Origin of the sequence: Photobacterium sp. GJ3, assembly GCF_018199995.1 — a bacterium.
Classification (GTDB): domain Bacteria; phylum Pseudomonadota; class Gammaproteobacteria; order Enterobacterales; family Vibrionaceae; genus Photobacterium.
On sequence record NZ_CP073579.1, the window covers coordinates 627,660 to 654,377 of the forward strand.

The 26,718-nt window shown below is 49.2% G+C and carries 24 protein-coding genes and 1 pseudogene; 17 read left to right on the forward strand and 8 right to left on the reverse strand.

What is annotated here, in order from left to right; all coding sequences use genetic code 11:
• Positions 1–74: 74 nt before the first annotated feature.
• Entirely contained in the window at positions 75–1,946 is a 1,872-nt protein-coding gene (locus KDD30_RS19695) for a PhoX family phosphatase (protein WP_211651672.1), read from the forward strand.
• Positions 1,947–2,033: 87 nt separating this feature from the next.
• Here KDD30_RS19695 and KDD30_RS19700 read toward each other — a convergent pair whose 3' ends face one another.
• Positions 2,034–2,936 (reverse strand): LysR family transcriptional regulator, encoded by a 903-nt coding sequence (locus KDD30_RS19700; protein ID WP_211651673.1) that lies wholly within the window; start codon positions 2,934–2,936, stop codon positions 2,034–2,036.
• Between the two features lie 131 nt (positions 2,937–3,067).
• On the opposite strand from KDD30_RS19700, the gene KDD30_RS19705 reads away from it, so the two are divergent.
• Together KDD30_RS19705 and KDD30_RS19710 are read left to right on the forward strand one after the other, a co-directional pair.
• Positions 3,068–5,026: a ligand-gated channel protein gene (locus KDD30_RS19705; protein WP_211651674.1), complete on the forward strand. Its 1,959-nt coding sequence runs from the start codon at positions 3,068–3,070 to the stop codon at positions 5,024–5,026.
• A 210-nt stretch (positions 5,027–5,236) separates the two neighbouring features.
• Positions 5,237–6,523, forward strand: a complete 1,287-nt coding sequence (locus KDD30_RS19710; RefSeq protein WP_211651897.1) for a DEAD/DEAH box helicase — start codon at positions 5,237–5,239, stop codon at positions 6,521–6,523.
• An 86-nt stretch (positions 6,524–6,609) separates the two neighbouring features.
• On the opposite strand, the pseudogene KDD30_RS19715 reads toward KDD30_RS19710, so the two are convergent.
• The 3 genes and pseudogenes from KDD30_RS19715 to pdhA form a co-directional block, all read right to left on the reverse strand.
• Positions 6,610–7,763, reverse strand: a pseudogene (locus tag KDD30_RS19715) (dihydrolipoamide acetyltransferase family protein).
• Positions 7,760–8,743, reverse strand: a complete 984-nt coding sequence (locus KDD30_RS19720) for an alpha-ketoacid dehydrogenase subunit beta (protein WP_211651675.1) — start codon at positions 8,741–8,743, stop codon at positions 7,760–7,762. The pseudogene KDD30_RS19715 and the gene KDD30_RS19720 overlap by 4 nt, the downstream one beginning before the upstream one ends.
• Positions 8,736–9,824, reverse strand: coding sequence for a pyruvate dehydrogenase (acetyl-transferring) E1 component subunit alpha (gene pdhA / locus KDD30_RS19725; RefSeq protein WP_211651676.1), 1,089 nt, complete (start codon positions 9,822–9,824; stop codon positions 8,736–8,738). The genes KDD30_RS19720 and pdhA overlap by 8 nt, the downstream gene beginning before the upstream one ends.
• A gap of 286 nt (positions 9,825–10,110) precedes the next feature.
• On the opposite strand from pdhA, the gene KDD30_RS19730 reads away from it, so the two are divergent.
• The 6 genes from KDD30_RS19730 (at position 10,111) to KDD30_RS19755 (ending at position 14,422) form a co-directional block, all read left to right on the forward strand.
• Positions 10,111–10,521: an MOSC domain-containing protein gene (locus KDD30_RS19730; protein WP_249199432.1), complete on the forward strand. Its 411-nt coding sequence runs from the start codon at positions 10,111–10,113 to the stop codon at positions 10,519–10,521.
• Positions 10,522–10,679: 158 nt separating this feature from the next.
• A complete protein-coding gene (locus KDD30_RS19735; protein WP_211651678.1) occupies positions 10,680–11,138 on the forward strand; it encodes a hypothetical protein in 459 nt (152 codons plus the stop codon).
• Positions 11,139–11,284: 146 nt separating this feature from the next.
• On the forward strand, positions 11,285–11,713 hold the full coding sequence (locus tag KDD30_RS19740; protein WP_211651679.1) for a thioredoxin domain-containing protein: 429 nt from the start codon (positions 11,285–11,287) through the stop codon (positions 11,711–11,713).
• 110 nt (positions 11,714–11,823) lie between these two features.
• The gene (locus KDD30_RS19745; RefSeq protein WP_211651680.1) at positions 11,824–12,738 is read left to right on the forward strand and encodes a cation diffusion facilitator family transporter; all 915 of its coding nucleotides are present in this window, start codon (positions 11,824–11,826) and stop codon (positions 12,736–12,738) included.
• Positions 12,739–13,745: 1,007 nt separating this feature from the next.
• Positions 13,746–14,063 carry a TetR/AcrR family transcriptional regulator gene (locus tag KDD30_RS19750; protein WP_211651681.1) on the forward strand — a complete coding sequence of 106 codons (318 nt, stop codon included), beginning with the start codon at positions 13,746–13,748 and terminating at the stop codon, positions 14,061–14,063.
• Between the two features lie 107 nt (positions 14,064–14,170).
• Positions 14,171–14,422 carry a hypothetical protein gene (locus KDD30_RS19755; RefSeq protein ID WP_211651682.1) on the forward strand — a complete coding sequence of 84 codons (252 nt, stop codon included), beginning with the start codon at positions 14,171–14,173 and terminating at the stop codon, positions 14,420–14,422.
• A 68-nt stretch (positions 14,423–14,490) separates the two neighbouring features.
• Here KDD30_RS19755 and nagZ read toward each other — a convergent pair whose 3' ends face one another.
• Positions 14,491–15,498: a beta-N-acetylhexosaminidase gene (gene nagZ, locus KDD30_RS19760; protein ID WP_211651683.1), complete on the reverse strand. Its 1,008-nt coding sequence runs from the start codon at positions 15,496–15,498 to the stop codon at positions 14,491–14,493.
• A 263-nt stretch (positions 15,499–15,761) separates the two neighbouring features.
• On the opposite strand from nagZ, the gene KDD30_RS19765 reads away from it, so the two are divergent.
• Complete coding sequence (locus tag KDD30_RS19765; protein WP_211651684.1) at positions 15,762–16,268, forward strand: DUF1097 domain-containing protein; 507 nt, start codon at positions 15,762–15,764, stop codon at positions 16,266–16,268.
• A gap of 36 nt (positions 16,269–16,304) precedes the next feature.
• Here KDD30_RS19765 and KDD30_RS19770 read toward each other — a convergent pair whose 3' ends face one another.
• Positions 16,305–17,243 (reverse strand): bifunctional precorrin-2 dehydrogenase/sirohydrochlorin ferrochelatase, encoded by a 939-nt coding sequence (locus KDD30_RS19770; protein ID WP_211651685.1) that lies wholly within the window; start codon positions 17,241–17,243, stop codon positions 16,305–16,307.
• A gap of 186 nt (positions 17,244–17,429) precedes the next feature.
• Between KDD30_RS19770 and KDD30_RS19775 the strand changes: the two genes are divergently transcribed.
• Positions 17,430–18,281, forward strand: a complete 852-nt coding sequence (locus KDD30_RS19775; protein WP_211651686.1) for a sulfurtransferase — start codon at positions 17,430–17,432, stop codon at positions 18,279–18,281.
• 97 nt (positions 18,282–18,378) lie between these two features.
• Here the strand turns inward: KDD30_RS19775 and KDD30_RS19780 are convergent, their stop codons facing one another.
• Together KDD30_RS19780 and KDD30_RS19785 are read right to left on the reverse strand one after the other, a co-directional pair.
• Positions 18,379–19,200 (reverse strand): phosphate ABC transporter substrate-binding protein, encoded by an 822-nt coding sequence (locus KDD30_RS19780; RefSeq protein ID WP_211651687.1) that lies wholly within the window; start codon positions 19,198–19,200, stop codon positions 18,379–18,381.
• Positions 19,201–19,305: 105 nt separating this feature from the next.
• On the reverse strand, positions 19,306–20,169 hold the full coding sequence (locus tag KDD30_RS19785; protein ID WP_211651688.1) for a GGDEF domain-containing protein: 864 nt from the start codon (positions 20,167–20,169) through the stop codon (positions 19,306–19,308).
• A 324-nt stretch (positions 20,170–20,493) separates the two neighbouring features.
• Between KDD30_RS19785 and KDD30_RS19790 the strand changes: the two genes are divergently transcribed.
• From KDD30_RS19790 to KDD30_RS19815, 6 genes are all read left to right on the forward strand, one after another.
• Entirely contained in the window at positions 20,494–22,134 is a 1,641-nt protein-coding gene (locus tag KDD30_RS19790; RefSeq protein ID WP_211651689.1) for an ATPase RavA domain-containing protein, read from the forward strand.
• Between the two features lie 12 nt (positions 22,135–22,146).
• A complete protein-coding gene (gene viaA, locus KDD30_RS19795; RefSeq protein ID WP_211651690.1) occupies positions 22,147–23,601 on the forward strand; it encodes an ATPase RavA stimulator ViaA in 1,455 nt (484 codons plus the stop codon).
• A 153-nt stretch (positions 23,602–23,754) separates the two neighbouring features.
• Positions 23,755–25,143: a nodulation protein NfeD gene (locus KDD30_RS19800; RefSeq protein WP_211651691.1), complete on the forward strand. Its 1,389-nt coding sequence runs from the start codon at positions 23,755–23,757 to the stop codon at positions 25,141–25,143.
• A 3-nt stretch (positions 25,144–25,146) separates the two neighbouring features.
• The gene (locus tag KDD30_RS19805; RefSeq protein WP_211651692.1) at positions 25,147–25,929 is read left to right on the forward strand and encodes a slipin family protein; all 783 of its coding nucleotides are present in this window, start codon (positions 25,147–25,149) and stop codon (positions 25,927–25,929) included.
• Positions 25,913–26,056, forward strand: coding sequence for a hypothetical protein (locus KDD30_RS19810; protein WP_211651693.1), 144 nt, complete (start codon positions 25,913–25,915; stop codon positions 26,054–26,056). The genes KDD30_RS19805 and KDD30_RS19810 overlap by 17 nt, the downstream gene beginning before the upstream one ends.
• Positions 26,057–26,142: 86 nt before the next feature.
• Positions 26,143–26,625, forward strand: a complete 483-nt coding sequence (locus KDD30_RS19815) for a DUF3015 family protein (RefSeq protein WP_211651694.1) — start codon at positions 26,143–26,145, stop codon at positions 26,623–26,625.
• The last annotated feature ends 93 nt before the right edge of the window (positions 26,626–26,718 follow it).

The following is a 26,718-nucleotide window of genomic DNA, read 5'->3' on the forward strand; positions in this document are numbered from 1 at the left end:
AAATTATGCTCCCGCCTCATTCAATCCATCTGTCAATACACAGACAGCAATGAACAATAAGAAAGGAGCATACAATGTGGAAGCGTGATGAGCAGGATTCGCAACTGACTCAAATGATTGAGGGGAAACTGTCGCGCCGTTGTTTTCTGACCGGAACGGCTGCCGCTGGTGCCGGTGCATTTCTTGCGGTCAATCCGGTTGCAAAAGCAGTCGCAGCAACCCCAACGTCGTCTTTGCTGAATTTTGAAGCCGTGCCGGCTTCCACCGCCGACACAGTGACGGTTCCGAAAGGCTATAAAGCAACGCCACTGATGTCCTGGGGCGACCCGATTTTTACAGGTGCTCCCGAATTTGATCAGCGTGGCAAGCAAGACTCTAAAGCGCAGGAACGCCAGTTTGGAGATAACACAGATGGCATGAGTTTCTTCCCGATCAGCGAAGATCGCGGTGTTCTGGCCATCAATAATGAGTACACCAATTACGAGTATCTGTTTGATCATCAGGGCGAGAAGATGACTGCGGACGATGTACGTAAAGCGCAGGCTGCTGTGGGGATCACCATTGTTGAAGTGGTTCGCAAAAACGGGCAGTGGGCGATTGATCGCAGTGGACAACGGAACCGCCGTATTACGGCCAATACGCCAATGATGCTGACCGGGCCTGCTGCCGGTCATGATCTGATGAAAACAAAAGCGGATCCTGCCGGGATCAAGCCGTTAGGAACCTTTAACAACTGCGCCAACGGCCAGACGCCGTGGGGAACCTATCTGACCTGCGAAGAAAACTTTGATGATTTCTTCGGCAGCAACCAGAAGGGCGACGTCACGGCTGATCAGGCACGTTATGGCATTTCTGCTTCACCGAGTGATTACAAGTGGCATCAGCACGATGATCGTTTTGATGTTCTGAAAAACCCCAATGAAGCCAACCGCTTTGGCTGGATCGTGGAGATCGACCCGCACGATCCGTCGTCTACACCGATGAAGCGAACCGCTTTAGGCCGGTTCAAGCACGAGAATGCGGCACTGACACTGAACGGTGATGGTCATGCCGTGGTGTATCTGGGTGACGATGAGCGGGGAGAGCACTTGTATAAGTTCGTTTCCAAACATCGGTATGAAAAAGGCAACGACGCCTCTAACCGGAAACTGCTGGAAGAAGGCACGCTGTATGTTGCAAAGTTCGACATGACGGGCGACCTGAAAGGGCGGGGTCAGTGGCTTGAACTGACATTCGGGAAAAATGGCCTGACGCCGGACAATGGCTTCAACGATCAGGCAGAAGTGGTCATCTTTGCCCGTCGTGCAGCAACTCAGGTGGGGGCAACAACCATGGATCGCCCGGAGTGGGTTGCGGTGCATCCGGATAACAAACATGTATTCTGTACGCTGACCAACAACAAAAACCGAGGCAAAGAAGGCCAGCCGGTTGGTGGTCCGAACCCGCGTCAGAAAAACCATTACGGCCAGATTCTGCGTTGGATGCCGCTGAATGGTGACCACACCAGCACAAGCTTTGTCTGGGATCTGTATCTGGTTGCGGGCAACCCGACGGTGCATCAGGGCGATTTGTATGCAGGCAGTGACAACATCAACGCTCAGAATATGTTTAACAGCCCGGACGGGATCGGGTTCGATACCGCAGGACGTTTGTGGATTCAGACAGACGGCAACTACTCGAATCAGGGGGATTTTGCCGGACAAGGGAATAATCAGATGCTGTGTGGCGATCCGATGACAGGCGAGATTCGCCGTTTCCTGACAGGCCCGGTGGCGTGTGAAATTACCGGACTTGCGTTTTCACCTGATCATAAAACCATGTTTGTTGGTGTTCAGCATCCGGGTGAAGAAGGCGCACCGTCACACTTCCCATATGGTGGCACAACCAAACCCCGTTCTACGATCATGATGATTACCCGTGAAGATGGTGGCGTCATCGGCGCTTGATGTCTAAACGACATTCTTCCGTCTTTTCTGTAAAACCCCTTGGTCAGCCAAGGGGTTTTTATATGAAGCGAATTCACTCGCGCCTTATCAATCAGCGGTTGTCTGCCATTGGGGCGGGCGATGTGCCCTGAGTTTTTCAAGCAATGCCTGAAGCTTGGCTGGTGGCCTGCCGGAGGGATAATAACAAGCCACACAGGCGGGTTCTGCCCGCCATTGTGGCAAGCAGGGCACCAGATTTCCCGGATGGGCTTGATTGTAGCGAGACACAAACCAGGTAGGCAGCAAACCAATGCCATGCCCCTTTACGATGGTATCAGACTGCAACACGACACTGTCACTGATGAGCCGGGACGATGCCGCGGGTAAAGTCACGACCTGATTCCCGTTGGTCAGGGACAGGCCGCCTTCATGTACCAGATTCAGATTCACCCACTCATGGGATAACAGATCATTGGGGTGTTCAGGCTGTCCGGCAAGCTCAAGATAAGCCGGTGATGCAAACAGTCCATATTGCCAGTATCCGAGCACTTCGCGTCGGAAGTTATTTTTTGGCGGCTTTCCGACCCAAACGATCAGATCGACCTGATTTTCCAGATCAGGCAAATATTGATCATGTAACCGGATATGAATATCGGGGTAGCAATGGAGAAAATCATCCAGGACTTCACTCATCCATCCACGAACCAGGCTGGTATGAACGGCAATGTTGAGTCGTCCGTGAATATTCTCATTGAATGCCTGTAATGCTTCTTTGCTTTGTGTGGCCAGTGCCAGCATTCGTTCACTGAAATCAAAAAAGATTTTTCCGGCAGCGGTGGGTTGTAAACGATTGCCCTGACGCGCAATTAGCGTTTGTCCGAGCTCAGCTTCCAACTGGCTGATGCGACGGCTGAAGGTGGATTTAGGTTGATTCAGTGCTTCTGCGGCAGCCGTCAGGCTTCGGTGCTGGCACAAGGCATGAAACGCTTTAATGGTGGCCAAATCTTGCATGGCTTCTGATTCCTCTGGCTCATTCGTTCAGGAAATGGAACGAATGATTCACTCTTTGGTGCTTATATTCTCCACCCTAATCAATAGAATGCAGATGATTTTGAGATTTATTATCATTTAGGAGAATGTTGATGTCCAGCCGTATCCCTGTGTTTCTGCCTGTTAGTCTGGCTGTTGCGGCAGCAATCAGTGCTTCAGCGCAGGCCCAAGCGCAGAATCAGTACACAGAAACCATGGTGGTCACCGCGTCGGGTTTTGAGCAGGTTCAAACCGATGCGCCAGCCAGTATCAGTGTGATTACCCGTGACGATCTCGAAAAGCGCTATTACCGGGATCTGACCGATGCACTGCGTGATGTACCAGGGGTTGTTGTCACGGGTGGGGGCGATAAAACGGATATCAGTATTCGTGGCATGGGTGCGAACTATACGCTGATTCTGGTCGACGGTAAGCGTCAGACATCTCGCCAAACGCGCCCGAACAGTGATAGTTCCGGCATTGAACAGGGTTGGGTGCCGCCATTGCAGGCGATTGAGCGGATTGAGGTGATTCGTGGTCCGATGTCAACGCTTTATGGCTCAGATGCCATCGGTGGTGTGATCAACATCATTACCCGAAAATTCGATCAAACCTGGTCTGGTAATGTTCAGCTCGACACAATCTATCAGGAAAACCGCAAGTCCGGCGACCAGAACAGTGCCAACTTCTTTTTGAATGGTCCGCTGGGCAGCGACAAGCTGGGGATGCAATTGTATGGTCAGGTCACGCAGCGTGATGAAGATGAGATCCCTCACGGATTCGAAGATAAAGATCTGCGCAGTGTGACGTCTAAACTGCTGTACAGCCTGACGGATAATCATGATCTGACGCTGGAACTGGGTGCTTCTGAGCAAAACCGTATCGGTACCGTGGGCAAATCAGTGCCGACTGAAGGTTGCCGTGGCGGTTGTGAAGATTCGGAAGATGAATACCGCCGGACATATGCAGCGCTGACGCATCAGGGCAACTGGGGGTTTGCGACATCCACGACGGACATCCAGCGGGAGGTCAATAAAAACTACAGCCGCCAGATTGAGGAAGTGAATACGCTGGCGAAAACCAGCTGGGTTGTGCCGGTCAGCAATCACCTGCTGGTGACCGGGGCAGAATTCAACTATGCAGAGCTGGATGATCAAACCACCAACCAGGTGTCTGACCGGACTCACATTAATAATCAGCAATGGGCAGTGTTCCTGGAAGATGAATGGCGCTTGACCGACAGCTTCTCGCTGACTCTGGGCGGACGGATTGACGATGATGAAAACTTCGGGAGTCATTTCAGCCCGAGAGCCTATGGTGTCTGGCGTGCAACCGACGACTGGACCTTTAAAGGCGGTGTATCTACGGGCTATCGTTCTCCGACACTGCGTGATATTACCCCGGACTGGGGCCGGGTCAGCCGGGGCGGAAACATTTACGGTAACCCGGATCTGAAGCCGGAAACGTCCGTGAATACCGAACTTGCGATGATTTATTCATCTCTGGAGAACACGGTGTTCAGTCTGACGGTGTTCTACAACCAGTTTGAAGACAAAATTACCCGGGTGACTTGTCCTGCATCAATTTGTACGGACGGGCCGAACCAGTTTGGTGCGGATCCGACCTATCAGGTCAATATCAATGAAGCAACAACCCAGGGTGTAGAGCTGAGTTATGCGACTTATCTGACCGAAAGTCTGCAGGCCAATGCAAGCTATACCTACACCGACTCAGAGCAGAAATCCGGTGAGTATCAGGGGCGTCCGCTGAACCAGTTGCCGGTGCATGTTGCGACACTGGGCACAGACTGGCAGGCGACCGAAAAGCTGAATCAATGGTTGAAAGTGACGTACCGTGGCAAAGAAAATGATCCGGTGACCACACCGTCCAGCTCAACCATTGTTGAACCCGCCTATACCTTTGTGGATCTCGGAATCGGTTATCAACTCACAGATCAGGCCAAACTCAAGGCTGCGGTCTACAACGTTCTCGACAAAGAAGTGGCCTATGAGGACCACGAATACATTGAAGACGGACGTCGTTACTGGCTGGGGCTGGATATTGCTTTCTGAGGCCTTTGGCCGGGTGTAATCCCTTGAAATCAAGTCGTGGTCAAGCCTGAGAAGTATGGTATAATCCGCCGCTAAATTTCATCCCCGTTGTGAGCCATATCACAGGTATGCAGCGGGGATTTTCTTTGTGTTAGAGCGTTTTACCGGAGCAATACTTTGCACTTTAAAGATCTTGGTCTTGACCAGCGACTGTTGAAAAAATTGAATCACATGGCCTTTGAGCAGGCGACAGAGATCCAGCAGCAAGCGATCCCTGTGGCGATTGCTGGAAAGGATTTGCTGGCATCCTCGAAAACCGGTTCCGGTAAAACACTGGCGTTTCTGCTGCCTGCCATGCAACGCATGTATCGCGGTAAGCCATTTACAAAGCGTGATCCACGCGTGGTCATCCTGACGCCAACCCGCGAACTGGCAAAACAAGTTTATGCACATCTGCGGATGCTCAATGCAGGTACACCCTATGACAGCGCCTTGATTGTCGGGGGAGAAAACTTCAACGATCAGGTGAAAGCATTCCGTAAAGACCCGATGTTTGTAGTGGCGACGCCGGGCCGTCTGGCGGATCATCTGGAGCACCGCAGTACGCATCTCAATGGCCTTGAAATGCTGATTCTGGATGAAGCTGACCGCATGCTGGATTTGGGCTTTGCACCACAGCTGCGTAAAATTCATCAGGCCGCCGATCACCGTCGTCGCCAGACGCTGATGTTCTCAGCCACACTGGATGATGCCGAAGTGCTGGATATTGCTTCGGAAATGCTGATTGATCCAAAGCGGATTGCGGTGGGACATGCGGCACAGGATCATGGTGATATTGAGCAGCGCTTTGTGCTTTGTGATCATCTGGACCATAAACAGGCAATTTTGGATCGTCTGCTGGCGCAGGAAGATTACGATCAGGTGATTATCTTTACTGCGACCCGTGAGGATACTGACCGTCTGACAGCTTTACTGAATGAGCGGAAGCTCAAAGCCATTGCACTGAGCGGAAATCTGACCCAACCGCAGCGCAGCAGCATTATGAGCCAGTTTGAACGGAATGTTCATAAAATTCTGGTGACAACAGATGTTGCCTCACGCGGCCTGGACATCAGTAAAGTGTCCCACGTGATTAACTTCGACATGCCAAAGCATGCGGAAGAATATGTTCACCGGATTGGCCGGACAGGTCGTGCCGGAAACAAAGGTGACGCAGTGTCGCTGGTGGGTCCGAAAGACTGGAAAAGCTTTAAAAATGTTGAAGCATTCCTGCAAAAACGAATCACTTTCACAGCACTGGAAGGACTGGAAGGGAAATTTAAAGGCCTGAAACCAGCGCCGAAGAAGAAATTCACGCCAAAGAAAAATGCGACGGTGAAACCGAAGCAAGATTCGCAAAAAGCGGCGCCAAAAGCGAAGAAGAAAATGGATAAACGCTTTTATGAAAATATGGCTGTGGGAGACAATGTCTTCATCCCAAAGAAGAAAAAACCTGCCGCATCCTCTTCAGACGAATAAATCATCAGCAGTCATCTAAAAAATCAGGCCAGCACTTTGCTGGCCTGATTTCATTCTGCGATTCCCCGAAAATTCTGGGCGTGACTTTAGCCGTGCGGTTTCGATAAATGCTGCACCAGCGCTTTCACAAACCTTGCCGCTTCACCCCCGGTACAGGCTCTGTGGTCAAAGGTAACGGAGAGTGGCATTGCTTTGACCATCACAGGTTTGTGGTGTTGCAGAATCAGTTTATCGACCAAACGACCTGCACCGACAATTGCCACTTGAGGCGGTGTCACGACCGGTGTTGCGTAAAGTCCGGCAATGGCACCGAAGTTCGAAAGCGTAATCGTTGCATGCTGAAATTCTTCCCGGCCAATTTTTCTGGCCCGAATCCCTTCCGCGGTTTCATTGATCCAGCGCCGAATGCCTTTGGGATTTAAACTTGCAGCATCTCTCAGGACCGGGACATATAAACCATGCGGGCTGTCGACCGCGATACCGATATTGACCTTGTGGTGAACACAGCGGGTCATGGTTTCCGCATCAAACCAGGCATTCAGGGCTGGCTCTTGTTCACAGGCACTGACGACCGCCTGAATCAGACGGGAAGTGATATCTTCATCTTTTGCCCATTTGTCGAGCAATGCTTCTTCGGTTATCGTGACAGCAGCCACCTGCTGATGGGATTCCGTCATACTGCCGACCATGGTGCGACGGGCACCTTTCAGCACTTCCGTGCCCGGCAATTGCTGATCGCAGGCGCGATATACATCTGCTTCGATAATGATGCCGCTCGGACCAGAGCCTGTGATTTTTTTCAGGTTGACCCCCAGCTTTTGGGCCAGCATGCGCGCTGCCGGCAAAGCACTGATTTGTTCAGCGGACGGTTTTACCTGACTGCCAATCCAGAATTCATCCGCACTGACTTGCTGTGCGTGAGAAACATTGCCCACGACTGTCGCAGCATCGGCACGTTGTTTATTTTTCTCTTTTTCGACGTTTTCATCCGGACCGTCTGTTGCGTTGGTTTCATCGATTTCAAGTAACAGACTGCCGATGGAAATCACATCACCCGCTTCACCATGGCGACTTTTAATGGTACCGCTATAGGGGCGGGTACTTCCACAGTCGCTTTGGCCGTTTCCACGGTCAGCACAACCTGATCGACTTCGACGGTATCACCCACCTGAACGTGCCATTCGATAATTTCTGATTCTGCGAGTCCTTCGCCGAGATCAGGCAAGGTAAAAGGTTTCATTTCCACCCCTCCACTAGTTGTTTAGCCGCAATGACAATGTCGTCTTTTTGAATCATGAAATAGTCTTCATTGCGGTAATAAGGCATCACCGTGTCGTAACCCGTTACGCGGATTGGTGGTGCTTTCAGTAAACACATCGCTTTTTCAGACACCTGAGCCAGCAGTTCGGCGCCAACACCGCAGGTTTTACTGGCTTCATGGACAACCAGCAACCGGCCGGTTTTTTCCAGTGAGGCAATAATCGTGCTCATATCAATTGGCTTGATCGAGGCCAGATCAATCACTTCGGCTTCGATTCCCATTTTGGACAGTTCATTCACAGCCTGAAGGGACTCAACGACACAGGCGCCCCAGGTGACCAAAGTCAGATCGCGACCTTTACGCAAGGTAAAGCAGGTATCCAGAGGCAGGGCTTCACCATTATCAATCACATCTGATTTTACGGTCCGGTAGATACGCTTTGGCTCGAAGAACATGACGGGATCATTACTGCGGATGGCCGCCAGTAATAATCCATAAGCGCGTTTGGGAGAAGACGGGATCACCACTTTCAGACCAGCCGTGTGGGCAAACATCGCCTCAATGCTTTCTGAGTGGTGCTCCGGCGCATGAATTCCACCACCAAAAGGCGCACGAAACACAGCAGGGCAGGTGAGGCGTCCCCGGGTTCTGTTTCGCCAGCGTGCGGCATGGCAGATCAAATGTTCCATCGCCGGGAAGACAAAGCCCTGAAACTGAAACTCAGCGACAGGGCGTAATCCCTGGCTGGCCATTCCGACAGTGACCCCGCCGATGAGCGCTTCTGCCAGTGGTGTATCTATGACGCGTTTCAGCCCAAATTTTTGTTTCAGGCCAACCGTTGCCCGGAAAACCCCGCCATTATCACCGACATCTTCGCCCAGAACGACCACATTGGGATCGCTTTCCATTTCATGATGCAGGGCCAGATTTACGGCTTCCAGCATTGTCATCTCAGCCATGGTGGCCTCCTTGCATCCGCATTGCTTTTTCAATGAGTGCATCCCGTTGCGCCCGAACCTCTTCCGTAGGTTGTTCATACAGATAGTCGAATGCGGTTTCCGGTGGTTGTGGTGCAATGTCCAGATAGCGTTTCACCGCCTGTTCGACCGTTTCACGGCATTGCGCCAGCCAGGCTTTCTCTTCTTCATCTGACCAGGCATTTTGTGACATCAGATAAGCTTTCAAGCGTTTTACCGGCTCGTATTGCCAGGCTTGCTGGAGTTCATCTTCGCTCCGGTAACGGCTGGCGTCATCCGCTGTAGTGTGATCGCCCAAGCGGTAGCTGATGGCTTCAATTAAGGTTGCGCCTTTGCCTTTCCGGGCACGATCCAGACTTTTCATCAGGACGTCATACATGGCAATAATGTCGTTTCCATCCACAGCAATACCGGGAATACCGGCACCTTTGGCTTTCTCCGACAAATATTCAGCACCACATTGCAATTTCCGGGGAACAGAGATTGCCCATTGGTTATTGTTGATAACAAAGACCAGCGGAATATTCCACGCACCGGCGCAGTTAATGGATTCGAGAAAATCACCTTTCGAGGTTGCACCGTCGCCACAGGTCACCAGTGCAGCATGATGTCCACCCTGAATTTTCAGTGCAGCGGCGACACCGACAGCATGCGTGCATTGGGTTGCAATCGGCACACAGAAGGGCAGATCGTGGCAGTGCTGATCATCCAGTGTAAAATCACTGCCGCGTTCATCACCTCCCCAGTACTGAAGATTCTTTTCCATCGCGATCCCGCGTGCCCACATCGCTGGCATATCCCGGTAGTAAGGGATAAAGACGTCGTCTTTGCGAAGCGAACGGCCGACGGCAATCCCAATGGCTTCTGACCCCAGATGAGAAGGGTAAGTCCCCAGTTTCCCTGTGCGCTGGAGTGCGACCGCTTTGTTATCGTAAACCCTTGTCAGCACCATATCCCGGTAAAATCCTTGCAGGGTTTCCAGGGTTGCCCATTCTGGCAGGGACGCAACAGCTTGTCCCTGATAGTCCAGAAAGCGGTGCATGCTTAAGGCTTGAACATTCATATCAAGCTCCTTCTGAGCTGCTTGAATTGTTGAGCAGCAAATGAACAATGGTTGATAGCATCATGCCAACGTTGCATAGTATGCATTTGTAAATTCTTGGTTTGGTGAACACCTCTAATTGTAATCAAAGTGTTAAAACTTGCTTTGGCGAAAGGCGGTGAACTGAGTAAAGAATTCGGTACAGTGGCAAATTAACCAGTGAGTTATGCTGGTTTTTAAATAGCTTAAGGGAGATATTTGGATGAAGCTGATGGGAATAGCAAGACGAAAAGCGTCACGTGCTGTTATGGAAGAATTGCAATTTGTGAATGTTTCGCCAGAAAAAGGTGTGGAAGGTGATTTTCGGGGCAAACCGGGCAAACGCCAGGTGACTGTGCTGAGTCTGGATGCCTGGACAGATGCCTGTCAGGAAGTCGGTGAATCTTTACCCTGGACAATTCGCCGCGCTAACCTGCTGGTTGAAGGAACGCGTTTTTCACAAGCCAATGTGGGGGATGTGATTCAGATTGGTCAGCTCCGATTAAAGGTGACGCGAGAAACCGATCCTTGCCCCAGAATGGATGAGCAGTTCCAAGGGATGACGCAGGCACTCAAACCCGACTGGCGGGGAGGCGTTTGCTGTACTGTTCTGTCCGGAGGAACGATCCAAGTGGGGGATACGGTCCGTATCGAATCCGGAAATGCCGTTCAGGAATAACCGCTGGCGACTCGTCTCAGTGCTAAGAAATTCCAGACATTGAATCAGAGCTGCCCAAACATTTCACTCATACTCATATAGTCGTACGGGAAGCTGAGTCAGGCCTAGTTTCGCCTCTGGCTGGGTGACCCGTGTTTTACAGCTGGAAGTGAGTGAAAATGAAGTTATCACTGATTGTCTTTATTGCCTGTTTTGCAGGCGCTGCCTGCTCTTCTCAGAGTCCTGGGTTGTATGCACAGCAAGAGCGATATGTGCAGCAAAGTTGTTATGATCACACGATTGCTGATAACTACGCCGATAGTTTTGATGTGTTTTTGTCGGAGCGGAAGCAAGAGTTGAGCGTCCTGAAACCCGAATTGACCTCAGAGAACTACCAGCAGTTACATACGGCTTTAAACCATTTCGCAGACTACTGGCAAACCCTGAATCAAGAGCGGGACATCGCTTGTGAACGCCAGGCAGCTTGTGAGTTCATGCAATTAAAGTCGCCTGAGATTAAAAGTGCAGATGCACACCTGTGTGATGGTTCAGAATTTATGTACAGTGTGAGCCGGGCGAAAATCATTTCCTTTTTCAGCGATATTGAAAGGTTGCAATTACAGCGGACTGACTTTTAATGTGACGCTGTCACAACTCTGAGTAGGTTCACGGGTCGGCAGAGGGGCTTTACCTGTGTTTCCATAAGTTGTGGTATCATGGTCAAAAAATATTTTCCGGGAAGCCTTCCTGCAGTCCGGAAAGCTGGTTTAGAATTAGGAAAAACATGCCGAGTTTTACTGTAAGCTGCCCGCACTGCCAAGAGGCAGTGACCTTGCAGCCCGCTTCTTTGTCAAATACTGTGTCTTGCCCGCATTGTTCCAAAGCAGTTTTAGATGGCAGACCCGTAGAAGGTGACAGTCACAACTTTGCAGCACTGATTCAAGGCCCCAAACCTGTTGTTGCAATTTTTTGGGGGAACAACTGTGCGCCCTGTCAGGCATTTAAACCTGTGGTTGATCAAGTCGCCCAACAAAAGAAGCAATATCGGTTTGTCAGAGTGAATGTGAAACAGCATCCGGCTCTGGCAAAGCGGTATCAGGTGAGAGGGGTGCCAACCGTTCTGATTTTCCGGAAAGGGCGGCAACAAGCGGCTTTGAATACAGCTTTACGTAAACCTGCATTTTTGAAGTGGCTGGCAGAAGTGCTTGAATAAGCGCAGAAGCGCAGCGGCTGAACAGATTCATCAAACCGTCATGCTGACATGATTGACTCATGATTCGCAGACATCACTATCAACACAATGAAGAAAATGAGGAGGAATTTATGGCGACTTGCCGTAAAGTTAGTAAGGAACGTCTGGCACTGAAAATGTCTCTTGCCGGTACAGTTGTCCTTGCCACCCTGGGTATTGGTTACGGACTGTATGTTGGATCGAGCGCGATCCTGCTCGACGGTATGTTCTCATTCCTGAGTATGGGTATGACAGGCTTAAGTCTGTATACCGCCTACCTGGTCTCAAGACCGGATGATAACCAATTCCAATTTGGTTATGCCCACATCGAACCTTTGATCAATGTCGTCAATGGCTTGCTCATCTTGGTAACCTGTTTGTTTGCACTGGCGAGTGGTGTGCAAACCATTGTCAACGGTGGCCATGAAGTTGTGCTGGAACATGCGATGGTTTATGCAGTTTTGTCGACTGTTTGCTGTTTTGGTATCTATTTCACGGAAACCCACATTGCCCGGAAGGAAGACTCCGAACTTGTTCGGGTTGACTCTCAGGAATGGTTGGTCGATGGCATCTTGAGTGCTGCAATTTTAGTTGGCTTTATGCTGGTGATGGTGTTCGACGCATTCGGTTATTCACACTGGAATGCTTATGTCGACCCGATTCTGGTTTCAGCGATGGCCATTGCAGCGTCGGTCTTACCGATTAAGGTACTCCGTCGTAATTTGCGAGAGGTGCTGCTGGTTGCACCGCAGGATAAAGTTCAGTCACGCGTAGACAGCGTGATCGAAGAACTATCCAAGCAATACCGTTTTGATGATTACACGCATCATTTTGCAAAGACGGGGCGTCAGTATGACCTGGAAGTTAATATTCTGGTGAAAGATGACCGGTACTGGACAACGAAACGCCAGGATAAAATCCGTCAGCTTTTATGGGATAGACTCCAGGGAGAGCTGGGGGATACCTGGTTGTCAGTGACATTCACTGGTCAAAAACGCTGGTTGTAATCCAGATCCGGCTTAGTTCCTAGAAGAAAATACGGCCATTCCGGCCGTATTTTTTATTAGTTTTTTTTATGTTGCTTTCAAAGAATCATAAGGCAAATAGTGCTGGTACTTTGTTGAAAAAAAGAGCAAAATACGCAGGTCTAAAGTAAGCCAACGGTTAATCATTGGTAGAAGTCGAGTTAAAAACCTGATTCCTGCATTTTACTGAGTAACTTTCTGATACTGAGCACCTTTTCGCAGTATGTTTTTAACTGAACTTCACCCGACCGGGGGTTGGACAGCACTGTTTGCTGTCGATTTTAGCTGTAACTGACGCTGAATGAACCGGCCAGTTGGCCTGAATGATAATCCGGATTGGGGAAAAGTGATGTTTGAGACACTATTGGTCATGGCATTTATTGTCGGCGGGCTTGTGACTGTTTTGAAGGAAAAGAAAACCTGCAAAAATATCAACTACTCAAGTAAATCACTGTAAGCTGAATAAACCCCATTCGGGAGTTGGCGAACAGCCCAAGATTGATTGTGTGAGATTTCACGAGAAAAGGTACCTGAGGGTGCCTTTTTTGTTGCATGGTTTTCGGAAATATCATCATACCAATCGCAGTCAATCACTGGTCATCCTCGCTTGTTCAAATGCTTGATCACTGCGTTAGATTTTTTGATTATACAATCACGAATTATCTAAAAACCGGTCTGGTTCTCAAACATTTTTCCTGCGCTATTTCTAATCACTTGCTTACTTTGATTGGTATCAGGTATTGTGGACATCTTCCGAGTGCAACACCTTTCTTATTCGAGACTTTAGCGCTTCAATAGCTCATCCTGCTAAGCGTTCCGTTCTGATCGACTGAACTATAGTGTTAGAGATGTAATCGTAAGACATTTATATCGAACAAATATAAATCTTAATGATAAATGGCTTGTGTTGTTTATGTAACGAGACGTTTTCGATATTATTGTCATGAATGCAAACATTTACTTTCTATACACATAAAGGATAAGTCGAGATGGCAGCTAGTTCTCGAAAAACAACAAAGGGAGAACTGACCCGACAAAAAATCATCGACGCGACACTCGCGTTGATTGCGAGCACTGGATTGAATAGTTTGTCACACCGCAGCATTGCGAATGCTGCCCAGGTGCGGTTATCACTGACCAGTTACTATTTTGAAAGCATGGATCACTTGATTCTGTGTGCTTTTGAAGAATTTGCTCGTCGTGAATTGAAGCAGATTCAATGGATTCGGGAACAGGTCGATGACATTCTTCAGCCTATCGTGACTCTTGGGGAAGGCAGCGATAGAGGGCCTGCGTTCAGCAACTGACTGATTTACTGACGCAATATATTCTGACTGAGTTAACAGATGAAAGCCGGCGGAAGCAACTGATTATCCGCTGTCACTTTTTGTTTTCGCTTGGTCAGTCAGAAGCCTTGATTCAGCGGATTAGTGACTATAAAGCAGAGGTGTTAAGCCTGATCAAAGCCACTGCGGAAATGATTGGCAGCCCTTCGCCTGAAGTGGATGCGAATTTAGTCGTTTTCACGTTCAGAGAATTTGAATTTTCGTTGGTAAGCGGGGATAAAAACTTCAATCAGGAGATTGTTTCTCAAACACTCAACCGTTTATTGTCGACGTTGATTGTAACCAATTCCGGTGAAAGCATTGAACACACTGATGTTTGATGCTTAAGTCGATGCTCAGATCAATTGCCCGGTGATGCCGGGCAATTGCTTCTCTGGGAAACCTGAAATCAGGCCTGTGATTTTTCTTGCCATTCATCGCGTAACTGGCGAATCGCTGCCGAACACGCTTTCCAGGCTGAAGTCTGCGTGAGGGACTGATCCGGTGATGCGGGTGACTTGAGCAGTGCATTTAAGACAGGCACCTGCGTTTGTGGCAACGCCTCCAGCGCTTCAATAGCACCAGCACGGTTGTTACACAGCATGACCATATCGCAACCAGCCTGAAGTGAGGCTTTTGCTCGCTCACCGTAACTGCCCAGTACATCTGCACCTTTCATGTTCAGGTCATCAGAAAACACAACGCCTTTGAAGTTTAACTGCTCGCGAAGCACGTTTTTTAACCAGTATTCGGAACCACTGGCTGGCTGGTTATCAAATTCAGGATAGATGACATGGGCAGGCATCATGGCATCCAGCAAATTTTGTTCAATCAGGGATTGGAACACGGTCATATCATGCGACATGACTGTCTGGCGATCATCGACCGGCGTTTCATGATGCGAATCGGCAATGACACCCCCATGGCCCGGAAAATGCTTGCCCGTGGCTGCCATGCCCGCAGATTTCATGCCCTGGATAAACTCGCCCGCATACTGAGCGATGATCTGTGGCTGGTCAGAAAAAGCGCGGTCGCCAATGGCTTTACAGTCAAAACCAATGTCGAGGACCGGCGCCAGACTCAGATCGATATCCATCGACAGCAATTCTGCGGCCATCAGCCATCCACCATCTTTGGCAAGCTGCAATCCGTTGTGGGTTTGTGCGAATGCTTTCGCTGGTGGGAGCAAGGTAAATCCGTCGCGGAAACGCTGTACACGACCGCCTTCCTGATCAACTGCAATCAAAATGGGACGTTTTGCTGCCTGACGAATGGATTGGGTCAGGGCGAAGAGTTGCTCTTTGTCGTGATAGTTGCGGGCGAAGAAAATGATTCCGCCGACTGTCGGGTGTTGCAGAATTTCGCGTTCTTCTGCATCAAGCTCGTAGCCTGATACATCAAGCATTAATGGGCCCATTTGGCACTCCAATACAACCGCTGGATTAGTCCGTTGATGAAGCTGATAAATTATCACAACAAGTCAGCAGTCAAAACCGTGTTGGGCAAGACTTCGCAGGAAGATGACAATATTTGAAGTGATCTTGTTCACTCATGAAAACACTATGTTTCATTTATTGCATTAGAAGTGTGATCAGTGTCGGTGAAATGTTCAGAGACAATCTTTACACTGCTTTTTTGCGGGTGTAGCGCACCCGAGCTGAAAAACACTGAGGACGCATCATGTCAGTATTGATTGCTATTGCCATTACCACCGGTATTCTTTCAGGGCTTTGGGGGTGGATCGCTGTCTCACTGGGTCTGTTGAGTTGGGCTGGGTTTCTGGGATGTACGACCTACTTTGCTTCGCCGCAAGACGGCCTGAAAGGGGTCGGACTCAGCCTTGCAACAAATTTAAGCGGCGTGGCCTGGGCGATGATGATCATCCATGGTTCTGAATGGATCGGGATTGAAGTGTTCGGCTATGTGATTACAGCGCTGGTTTCTTTTTTGATGTGTGTGCAGGCGAAGCGTCAGTGGCTGAGCTTTATTCCGGGAACTTTTATTGGCTGTTGCGCCACTTTCGCAGCAAATGGTCACTGGCAACTTGTGATTCCATCATTGATTTTGGGCGTTTGTTTTGGCTATGCCATGAAAACTTCAGGACTTTGGCTGCAAGCAAAATTCCAGAAAACAACAGCATCTGTCGTACACTCAGCCGCTGCTGTTTCCGGCAAATCCACTTCATAAAAGGTTCTGAATCAAAGCATTCGGGTATACGTCGCTTTAGAAAGCTGGAACCAGCTCGCCTTCATGTTGCCTGCAAAGCTGAATCAGCGACTCAGGGACCATCCCTTTTTCAATCAGCACACACACTCGGACAGACTGGTCTAACAGCTGTCCGGCCTTTTCTGCTAACAGTTCAGTGGTGACATGGGCTCTGTCGGCATCCCGTCTGCAAAGATCAATGAATACTGCCTGACTGTGTTCGTTTGTATACAGCACCATTTCTGCCTGTTGCATCAAGCGCAACGCTTTTAAGGGCAGCATCTCCACATCATCGCCGGTTTCAATCACGCAGATACTGCCGAAATGTTGCACTTTCTGATCGAGTAGCTGCGTAAAAGCAGCTTCAAGCGTGGCTTCTGACTGGGCATTTTCGACCTGAGGCAAGCGGAAGAATTGTTCCCAGAAATGTCGTCGTTCATCAACCGTTTGATAATAGGATTTCAGTCGCTCTCTTTGTTTTCCGGCGTAGTCTGCCAGCAGGGAGAGGTTCTGGGCGAGTTGTGTTTCGAGTTTTTCCCGAAGGTAGCGCACTAATACCGGAGACGCGCCACCACTGGAAATCGCAACCTGGATTGGAGAGCGATCAATGATTGAAGGCGTGATAAAGTCGCAGTGTGCCGGATCATCGACGGCATTCACCCATAGCTTTTTTTGCTGTGCATCGTGAAATATTCGTGTGTTCAGTTCACGGTCATCGGTTGTCGTCCAGACTTGGTAAAATCCGTTCAGAATCGATGGCTGATAGGACTCAGCACGCCAGTTGATTTGTTCCTGGCTCGCCAGTTTTTGCAATGCAGGGTGAATGCGTGGCGAAACCAGGGTGACTTCTGCGCCGGCGCGCAACAGTAAGTCCACTTTACGGCAGGCAACATCGCCGCCGCCGATCACCAGAACGGGTTTATGTGCCAATCGGGTAAAAACAGGAAAGTAATCCATGAATGCATCCTTGCAGTGAATAGCCTGTCGACATTACCCTGATGGTTCTGGCGATTCAAGCCTCAGTATGTGTCTGACTGTTATCGTAAAAAAAGTGTGCGGTCTTTCGCGAATCTTTGCTATTCCTACAGCAAGTGGATCGTGAATCGGCTCGCAGAAAATTGCAATTGGTGAAGTGAGGGAATTATGACAAATGACAAGGCTCTGTCATCAGTCGTCACCGTCAAGTGGCTGCTGGAAAATTTGAATACGGAACATGTAGTGACGGTTGATGCCAGCTGGTTTATGCCGGGCAGCGGACGTGACCCCAAAGCCGAGTGGCAGGAACAACGCATTCCGGGTGCAGTGTTCTTCGATTTTGATCAGGAGATCTGTGACAAGCAGTCTCATTTACCCCATATGCTGCCGGATGAGGCACAGTTTTCCCGTCAGGTTTCAGCGCTGGGGATCAGTAATCATCATCATGTTGTCGTTTATGACTCTCAGGGATTGTTTTCAGCGCCGCGAGTGTGGTGGATGTTTAAGGCCATGGGGCATGATGCTGTGGCGGTACTCGATGGCGGGTTACCTGCCTGGATTCAGAGCGAAGGTCCGCTGGATACAGGCCAGCCAAAATCCAGAGATTCCGGTCAGTACCAGGCAACATTTCAATCGGAGTGGGTGACGGATGCATCATCACTGATGGGGCATTTGGAAGATCCACAAATCGTCGTTTTAGATGCGCGCCCGGCTGCTCGTTTTTACGGCCAGCAACCCGAGCCGCGAGAAGGGATTCGCAGTGGTCATATGCCGAATGCGAAAAGTTTACCCTTTGGCCAGTTGGTGAAAAATAATCAGTTGTTGTCGCCACAATTGCTGAAACAGCGCTTTGATGCGATTTCAGATGAAGAACAGCAGTTAATCTTTAGTTGTGGTTCTGGCGTGACGGCCTGTATTTTGGCATTGGCGGCAGATGTTGCCGGACGGAAAAAGCTGACAGTTTATGATGGCTCCTGGACGGAGTGGGGTGCGGGGATGAAATATCCTGTGGTGTCGTGAGTTGCTCAGTGATTCGGGATAGAGAAGCGCCGGATGTCTTGCCTGAGTGTATCTCAGGCAAGATGATTGAACCCGTGTATGAGATGCCGGATAACGGTTATTGATGAACCACAGGAATATAACCGCGCTGATGGATTATAGTCTGTCCCTGCTGTGAGATGACAAAATTCAGAAAATCACGACCTTCATCTGTCAGTTTCTTGGTTTTGTACAGCATCATGAAAGGGCGGGAGATCAGATATTCGCCAGATTCCAGATTTTCCAGTGTTGGCGGCACACCTTCAAACGCTAACGCTTTGACTGATTCATCCAGCGAACCCAGCGACAGATATCCCAATGCATGTTGGTTTCGGGCAACCAGGCTTTTTACCATCCCATTGGTATTGACGACCAGCACCTTCGCATTGATGTCGGAAACTGTTTTATCACCAATGGTGCGGGTTAAACCCATAAATTCTTCAAAAGAGAATCTGGAGCCTGATGCATTTTCACGGCTGACCACGGCAATGGGTAAATCAGCGCCACCGACTTCTTTCCAGTTGCTGATCTTGCCCTGATAAATCGCGATGATTTGATCTCTGGTGAGTGAGTGGACCGGATTGTTTTTGTTCACAACCAGTGCAATCCCATCGTGCGCAATAATCGTGGTTGAAATGTCTGAGCCGATTTCATCTTCTTTGAGAAACCGGGAACTCATGCCCAGTTCAGAAGCATTTTGTTTTACCGCTAAAATCCCGGCGGATGAGCCGGTGCCCTGAACGGCAACCAGAGTGCTGGGATGGTTTTGCTGATAAGTCTCAGCCATGACTTCCAGAACATGGCTGACTGAGGTTGAACCTGAGACAGTGACCGTTTTGGCATGCGCTTGAATGGGAATAAGTGTGATGATGGCCATTAAGGTGGCCAGACGGTACAGCATGAACATCGCTCCATCAAAAGTGAGAAGTAAAGCGACATGATATGACGAAGTTATGACATTCATGTGAACGGTTTTTGTGCGACGACCGGATCGGCTCTGTTGACTTCAGACCCGGTATTTTTGTTCTTTCTCTTCGTACATGGCGTTATCGGCTTTTGCCAGCAGCATGTCCGGATCGCTGAGATTTCCCGGATGGAAAGGGACGAGGCCAACACTGATTCCCAGATGGAAGGTTTCCCGGAGTTCACGCGTTTTCTCAAAAATTTGATCAAGCCACTCCTGACAAAGTGTTTGATCTTCGCTAGGAAGCAGGACGATGAATTCATCACCACCAATGCGGTAAATCTGGCTGCCGGTTGGCGAATGACGAAAAAGAATATTTGCCATTTCAATCAGGACCAGGTCACCCTGATGGTGCCCCATGCGATCATTGACCTGTTTAAAATTATCAATATCAATATAAGCCATCATGCCACGGTTCAGGTTGATCGCCATATTATCGAAACGTCTGAACAAAGAACGACGATTCTGTAGCCCGGTGAGATCGTCCTGAAGGGCTTGGCGGCTCAGTTCCAGTTCCAGCTCGCGCGATTTAGTTATCTGCACTTTCAAGCGCTCAACCAGCTCGTGGCGCTGATCTAAAATTTTGATGAAACAGAAGCAGAGCAGGAAGACCCCGATATTGGAAAATATGTTGTCAGCGCGAACCAGCAGCCAGTAAGAGGCCAGTTCAGGTATTTCATCCAGCAAATCGGCAATCACACCCAGTCCGTAGGTTGAAGCGGCCAGGATCAGCAGAAACTTCATTTCTTTACCGGCAACCTCACGCACCAGCAAAAAAATGAGTGCTAGTGTCAGGCTGGAGGTAATCGTTTCCAGATTCCCCTTCATTGGAATAAAGGTCGTTGCCAGAACCACAAAACAGACAAATATTGTCAATCCGGTCGGCAGTTGAGAGATTTTTTTCATAATTAAGTGAAATGTTAACACGGTGAATCCGAGGGAGATAGTTCTTATCCAGCACTTCGTGAGATGGAGCCCGCAACTAAATTGACACTGAAATGGATTACATTTAACACTGTCTGTTTACTTGATTGATACCAGAAATGAAATCATTGTTTGCTGGCTACTGAGCAAGTTCATAGTCTGATATACCTGTTTTGTAACAAAATATGTGATTTAACAAGCTTGTAACAATTATTTATTTCCGGCTATTCTGAGGTTATAGCAGGTGCAACTCAATTGAGCACCTTCATTTCCTGCAGTGTTTTCAGCCTTGAGGAACAGAATACGATGCTATCCATGGCAGCCAATACGCCCCCCAATAAAGCGCTGCTTGCTGAGCGGGTCAATAAACTGATTCATGCACTCTCGAATGGCGTGTATGAACGGGAACACACATTGCGCTTATGTTTACTGTCTGCGCTGGCAGGTGAGAGTGTGTTTTTGCTTGGTCCCCCAGGGATTGCCAAGAGTTTGATTGCAAAACGTTTGATCGAAGCCTTTGATGGCAGCCGATTCTTTGATTATCTGATGACACGCTTTTCGACCCCGGAAGAAGTGTTCGGGCCTTTATCGATTCAGGAACTGAAAGATCACGGGAAGTACGTGCGTCTGGTTGATGGCTATCTGCCGACAGCAGAAGTTGTTTTTCTTGATGAAATCTGGAAAGCAGGTCCGGCGATTCTGAATACATTGCTGACTGTTGTGAATGAACGAACTTTCAAGAACGGTCAGGAAACACTCCATGTGCCTATGCGCTTACTGATTACGGCATCGAACGAATTACCAGATGAAGACAGTGGCCTGGAAGCATTGTATGACCGGATGCTGGTGCGTGTGTTTGTCAACCGTATTCAGGAAAAGCAGAACTTTAAAGCGATGCTGATGGGCGAAGGGCCAGAGATGGCGCAAATTCCGGAAGCACTGAAAATCAAAGCTGATGAGTATCAGCAATGGCAGGCGTTCATTGATCATGTGGTGTTGGATGAGGCGACCTTTGAAACCATTTATCAGTTGAAATCCATGATCGAAGAGAAGGTTGAATCCGGGAAAAGTAACGAGTTGTATATCTCGGACCGCCGTTGGAAAAAGTCTTTGCGCTTGTTGAAAGCCAGTGCATTTTTTAATGGTCGGGACAGTATTAACCCATTGGATTTGCTCTTGTTACAGGAATGTCTCTGGCACAGTCCGGAATCGCGGCAGGAGATCCGTGAGATTCTGCGCGATTTTGCCTCGAATACCGTGTTTGGACAGCAGGCGGCAACCCAGCAGGCAGATACAGCACAACATCAGATCGAAGAAGTACACCAGGAAGTGGCCAGCAAACTGAGCATGGTCTTTGGTCACGATACCCTGATGGGGAAAGAAAGATACAAATATGATTTCACCGGCGCGAAGCGCTACACCGTCAATAACAATCCAAAGATGATCAAGCTGGTCATGTTGCAACACAACCCTTCGGTAAACGAGCAGGAAACAGGCGACAGCCGCTGGGTTTATGTCGACGGGGATGAGTTTGAGAAAAAAATCAAAACCGGGCAGTGCGATATCTATGGATTTGTAAACAAGAATACCCATCTGTGTCGGTTACATTTCGAAATCGATGCCAGTGATCGACTGGTCATCAAAGATATTGCCAGCCGGAATGTACTGGTCGGCATTGCAGGCGATTATGGTGTGAGTCAGGATCAACTCGCGGGCTGGCAGCAGAAAGTACAGCAAGCGACAGATGCCATCAGTGAAGCAGCTCATTTGCTGAAACTCGCCCGAAGCCGCTTTCATGGCGCATTGCCGCACAACTTTGTCGATCCAGAGTTTCCAGTTCTGATTGAACAAAGTCTGGCGACGGCCAGTGAAGAAATTCAGTCGATTCAACGGCATCTGGATAAAAGTGCCATGCGTTTAACCCGGCTGACAGAATACTTTGCGTAAGGGGGCAGGTCGATGCCAGTGACGGAAGGAATTAACCTCGCGCTGATGCTCACAGAATCTGGGATCATTGAGAATGCGGTGAATGAACTCATGACGCGTCCGCAGCTGATGATGGCTGCGGAATCCAGCCCCGGGATCAAATCTTCCATGAAGCATCAGGTGCAAAAATGGCGGGGATACGTGCAGCATCGAATTGCTAAAGTGGATGTTGCCGACAGATTCAATCAGGAGTTGACGCTGTATCAGACCGTTCGCCAATGGTCCTCCGACGAATTTATGGAGAACGCAGAACAGGTTGTCAGAGAGCTTGAATCTACATCTGGATTTTATTTTAAAGCGCGCAAACTGTTGGATCATGACCAAAAAAAACACAACCCGATGTTTCACAGTTATTTCTGTCATCAATGGTATGAGCATCTGGAGGGGGCGTTGAAAGATGCACAGAAATCTGAGCTGGAGCACCATAAAGAAGAATTGCTGAAAGATTTGTATCAGCGCATCGAAACCATGCAGCACATGGAAAAGGTGGATGAGGCCGGGGATGAAAAGCGCGCTGGCAGGCTCTGGGACATGGCGAAAGCGAAACTCACCCGCACTGACGTTGAGCGGATGAAATCAATCGCAAAGTTTCTTCAGAAGAACAGCGATTTGCAGCAAATCGCGGATCGCTTGGGCCGAATGGCGAATGAAGTGGATGACCCGAATCAGGCCCGGGTTGAAAGTGAAGAACTGAAGATGGTCGAAGAGAAGAGTGACAGTGTCACCGATGACATCGTCGGTGTCCACCCAAGTGATGACCTGGCTCGTTTGCTTCCGAATGAAGCGATGTTTCTGGCCTACCCGGAACTCGAAGTCGTGTTTTATAAGCATCTGGTTGACAAGCGATTGATGAATTATCGGATGCAAGGCGCCAGCCGTAAGCTCCGGAAGGTCAAAGCCTATAAGACGCAGAGTAAGCAGGTTGAGCAGGATAAAGGGCCTTTCATTGTCTGTATTGATGCATCCGGTTCAATGTCAGGCTACCCCGAACAATGTGCCAAGGCATTGGCCTACGGCTTGATGCAGATTGCACTGGCTGACGAAAGAGATTGTTATGTCATGCTGTTTTCAACCCAGCATATCACCTACGAGCTGACCAAACAGGATGGCTTGAGCGAAGTGCTGAACTTTTTGTCTTACTCTTTCCATGGCGGTACGGATCTAGCACCGGTGCTCGATCAATCTATTGAACTGATGGGGAGTGAACAATACAAAAATGCCGATCTGATCGTGCTGTCCGATTTTATTGCGCCGTCACAGACCCCAGAGATGCAAGCGAAAATTGCCACCCTCAAAGCTCAGAAAAACCGCTTCCATGCCGTCTGTCTGTCCCGCTACGGGAATCCGGCTTTAATGGATATGTTCGACACCTGCTGGTCGCATCATCCATCTGCACTGGGACGGCTATTGTCTCGCCGGGCTTCCTGAATGAGTGAAACGGGGCAAATGATTGCGCCGTTCCTCCTTCACATACAGCAGTAATTTTTTGTGCGCTATGCTTAAGGAGAACAAACTCTAATCAGTCGAAGCTGATGATTTTCCTGTCGGCTTTGGCAACTCTGCCTCTGGGGAGCAAGCGTAATGAAGCTGTTTTCCTTTTTGATCCTTTTGCTGACGTCACTCGTACCGCTGAAGACCTATGCTGATGATGTCTGGGTCGTGGCTGTTCAGGGTGGGATCGGTCCTGCGGTCAGCGATTTTGTTTCCCGTGAAATTGAAGGTGCTCAGGAAGCACAGGCAAAACTGGTTGTTCTGAAAATGGACACACCGGGAGGGCTGGATACCTCCATGCGGGAAATCATCCGGGCAATCACAACCTCTTCTATTCCCATCGCAACCTGGGTTGGTCCTGCGGGATCCCGGGCTGCCAGTGCAGGCACTTATATTCTATATGCCAGCCATATTGCCGCCATGGCACCCGGTACGAATCTGGGCGCTGCAACCCCTGTCTCGTTGACGGGCTCCGGTGGTGGCAAGCCGGATAATCCATTTGAGCAGGAAAAGGAACAACCGGGTAAAGACGAATCTGCTGCACAAGATGAAGATCGTGATACAGGTGCTCAGGATGCCGTGAAAGCAGAAACAGCGATGGAAAAGAAAGTGATTAACGATGCAGCAGCATATATCGTCAGTTTGGCAAAGCTGCATGGACGGAACGAAGTCTGGGCCGAACGTGCCGTGCGGGAAGCGGCCAGCCTGGATGCCGAAGAAGCCAGCACAGAAAACGTGATCGATTTTCTTGCAACGGACATTGATGATCTTATCCGGCAAGCCGATGGCAGGACTGTGCTGATCAATGGTCTTGAGCAGACCTTGACGCTGCAAAATGTCGCCTACGTTGAACGCGAACAGGACTGGCGTTTCAAGCTATTGGCAGTGATCACTAACCCCAACGTTGCCTATATTCTGATGCTGATTGGGATCTATGGGCTATTGCTGGAATTTTATAATCCGGGCGTCGGTCTGCCGGGTGTGCTGGGCGGTATTTGTCTGTTGCTGGCCATGTATTCCCTGCAATTGCTGCCTGTCAGTTATGCCGGACTGGGCCTGATTATTTTGGGGATCATCCTGATGGTCGCAGAAGCTTTCAGCCCGAGCTTCGGCATCCTGGGTTTCGGCGGCATTGTGGCTTTCGTGATCGGTTCTGTCATGCTGATGGATACGGAAGTCCCCGGTTATCAGATTGCGCTGCCACTGATTATTGGACTGACCGTGACCTCGGCGCTGTTCACTTTTGTCATTCTGAGTCTGCTGTTGAAATCCCGGCGAAAACCCGTGACGACAGGCGTCGAGATGCTTGCCCACGATGAAGGACGCGTGGTGAGTGGCTTTCCCGGTGAGGGGCGGGTGCTGGTCGAAGGGGAAATCTGGCAGGCCAGATGCGATGCACCGTTGGGAATTGGTCAGACGGTGGTGATCAAGCGGGTCGATGGACTCTGTTTATATGTTGAAGCCAAAGAGAAGGAATAACCTATGCTGACTTACTCCCTGGCCACCATTATTGTGCTGGTGATCGCACTGATCATCAGCATGTTCCGAGTGTTGCGTGAATATGAACGTGCTGTGGTATTTTTATTGGGGCGTTTTTATGAGGTCAAAGGACCGGGCCTGATCATTATTATTCCGATTGTTCAGCAAATGGTTCGGGTTGATTTACGAACTATTGTTCTGGATGTCCCGACCCAGGACTTAATCACCCGGGATAATGTTTCTGTCAAAGTAAATGCTGTGGTTTATTTTCGGGTCCTTGATCCCAAAATGGCGATTAATAATGTCGAAAATTATCTTGAAGCAACCAGTCAGCTATCCCAAACCACGTTGCGCTCAGTGCTCGGGCAGCATGAGCTGGATGAGTTACTCTCTGCACGGGAGGAATTAAATCAAGACTTGCAGTCGATTCTCGACATGCATACGGATAACTGGGGCATAAAAATAGCCAATGTCGAGATCAAGCATGTGGATCTGGACGATAGTATGGTGCGTGCGCTGGCCCGTCAGGCAGAGGCAGAGCGTGCCAGACGGGCAAAAGTGATTCATGCGACAGGTGAGCTGGAAGCCTCGAAAAAGCTGATGGAAGCAGCAGAAGTGTTGAACAAAGCCCCGAATGCAGTCCAGCTTCGTTATTTACAAACCCTCACTGAAATCGCCAATGACAGAACCAGCACGATTGTATTTCCGCTGCCAATTGACTTAATTGACAAGGTTAAAAGTATTTCAACGCCGCTCACAAAAGAGCCAAATGGCGGCGATAAATAAGCAGGATATATGCCATGAGTCTGAATATGGTGAAAAGGAATTCAATTTTTTCCGCCTGAATGAAGAAAAATCAGGGATTGAGCGAAGAACTGCTTTTTTAAGTTATTCATTACAAATGAATGATTGAAATTAGACTTCAGATTGTTATGATTTCCGACGCATAGAGTTGATGAGACTATTATGTATTCAAATAAAAACGAGTAAGGAATAACAATGAAGAAAGTAATCGCAGCAGCAGTATTCGCAGGTATGATGCCATTCTCCCAAGCGATGGCTGATGAAGACATCGGTTGTGGTCTGGGTTCTATGGTTTTTGCGGGCCAGGAAGGTAAAGTATTTAAAGTTCTGGGCGCGACAACAAACGGCACCTCTGGTAACCAAACTTTTGGTATTACCTTCGGTACGCTGGGTTGTGATGGCGACAGCGAAATCTCTTCTAAAGAGAAACTGGCCATGTTCATCGACGGCAACATGGACAACCTGGCTCGCGACATGGCACGCGGCGAAGGTGAAACGCTGGCAACTCTGACTGACGTTTGGGGCATGAGCGACGAAGCGAAAGCTGAGTTCAACACACTGGCTCGTGACAACTATGCGTCAATCTTCGCTTCTGAGAACGTGACTTCTTCAAACGTTCTGGCGAACCTGAACACTATGGTTGCTGAGCAAAACAAGCTGGCAGCATACTCACTGTAATTTGAACACAGTGATTTGCCTGGATACAGCGCCTGATGGCGCTGTATCTGTTTAGAGGGCATGGTAAACATGCCTCCAAATATTGAATTGAAG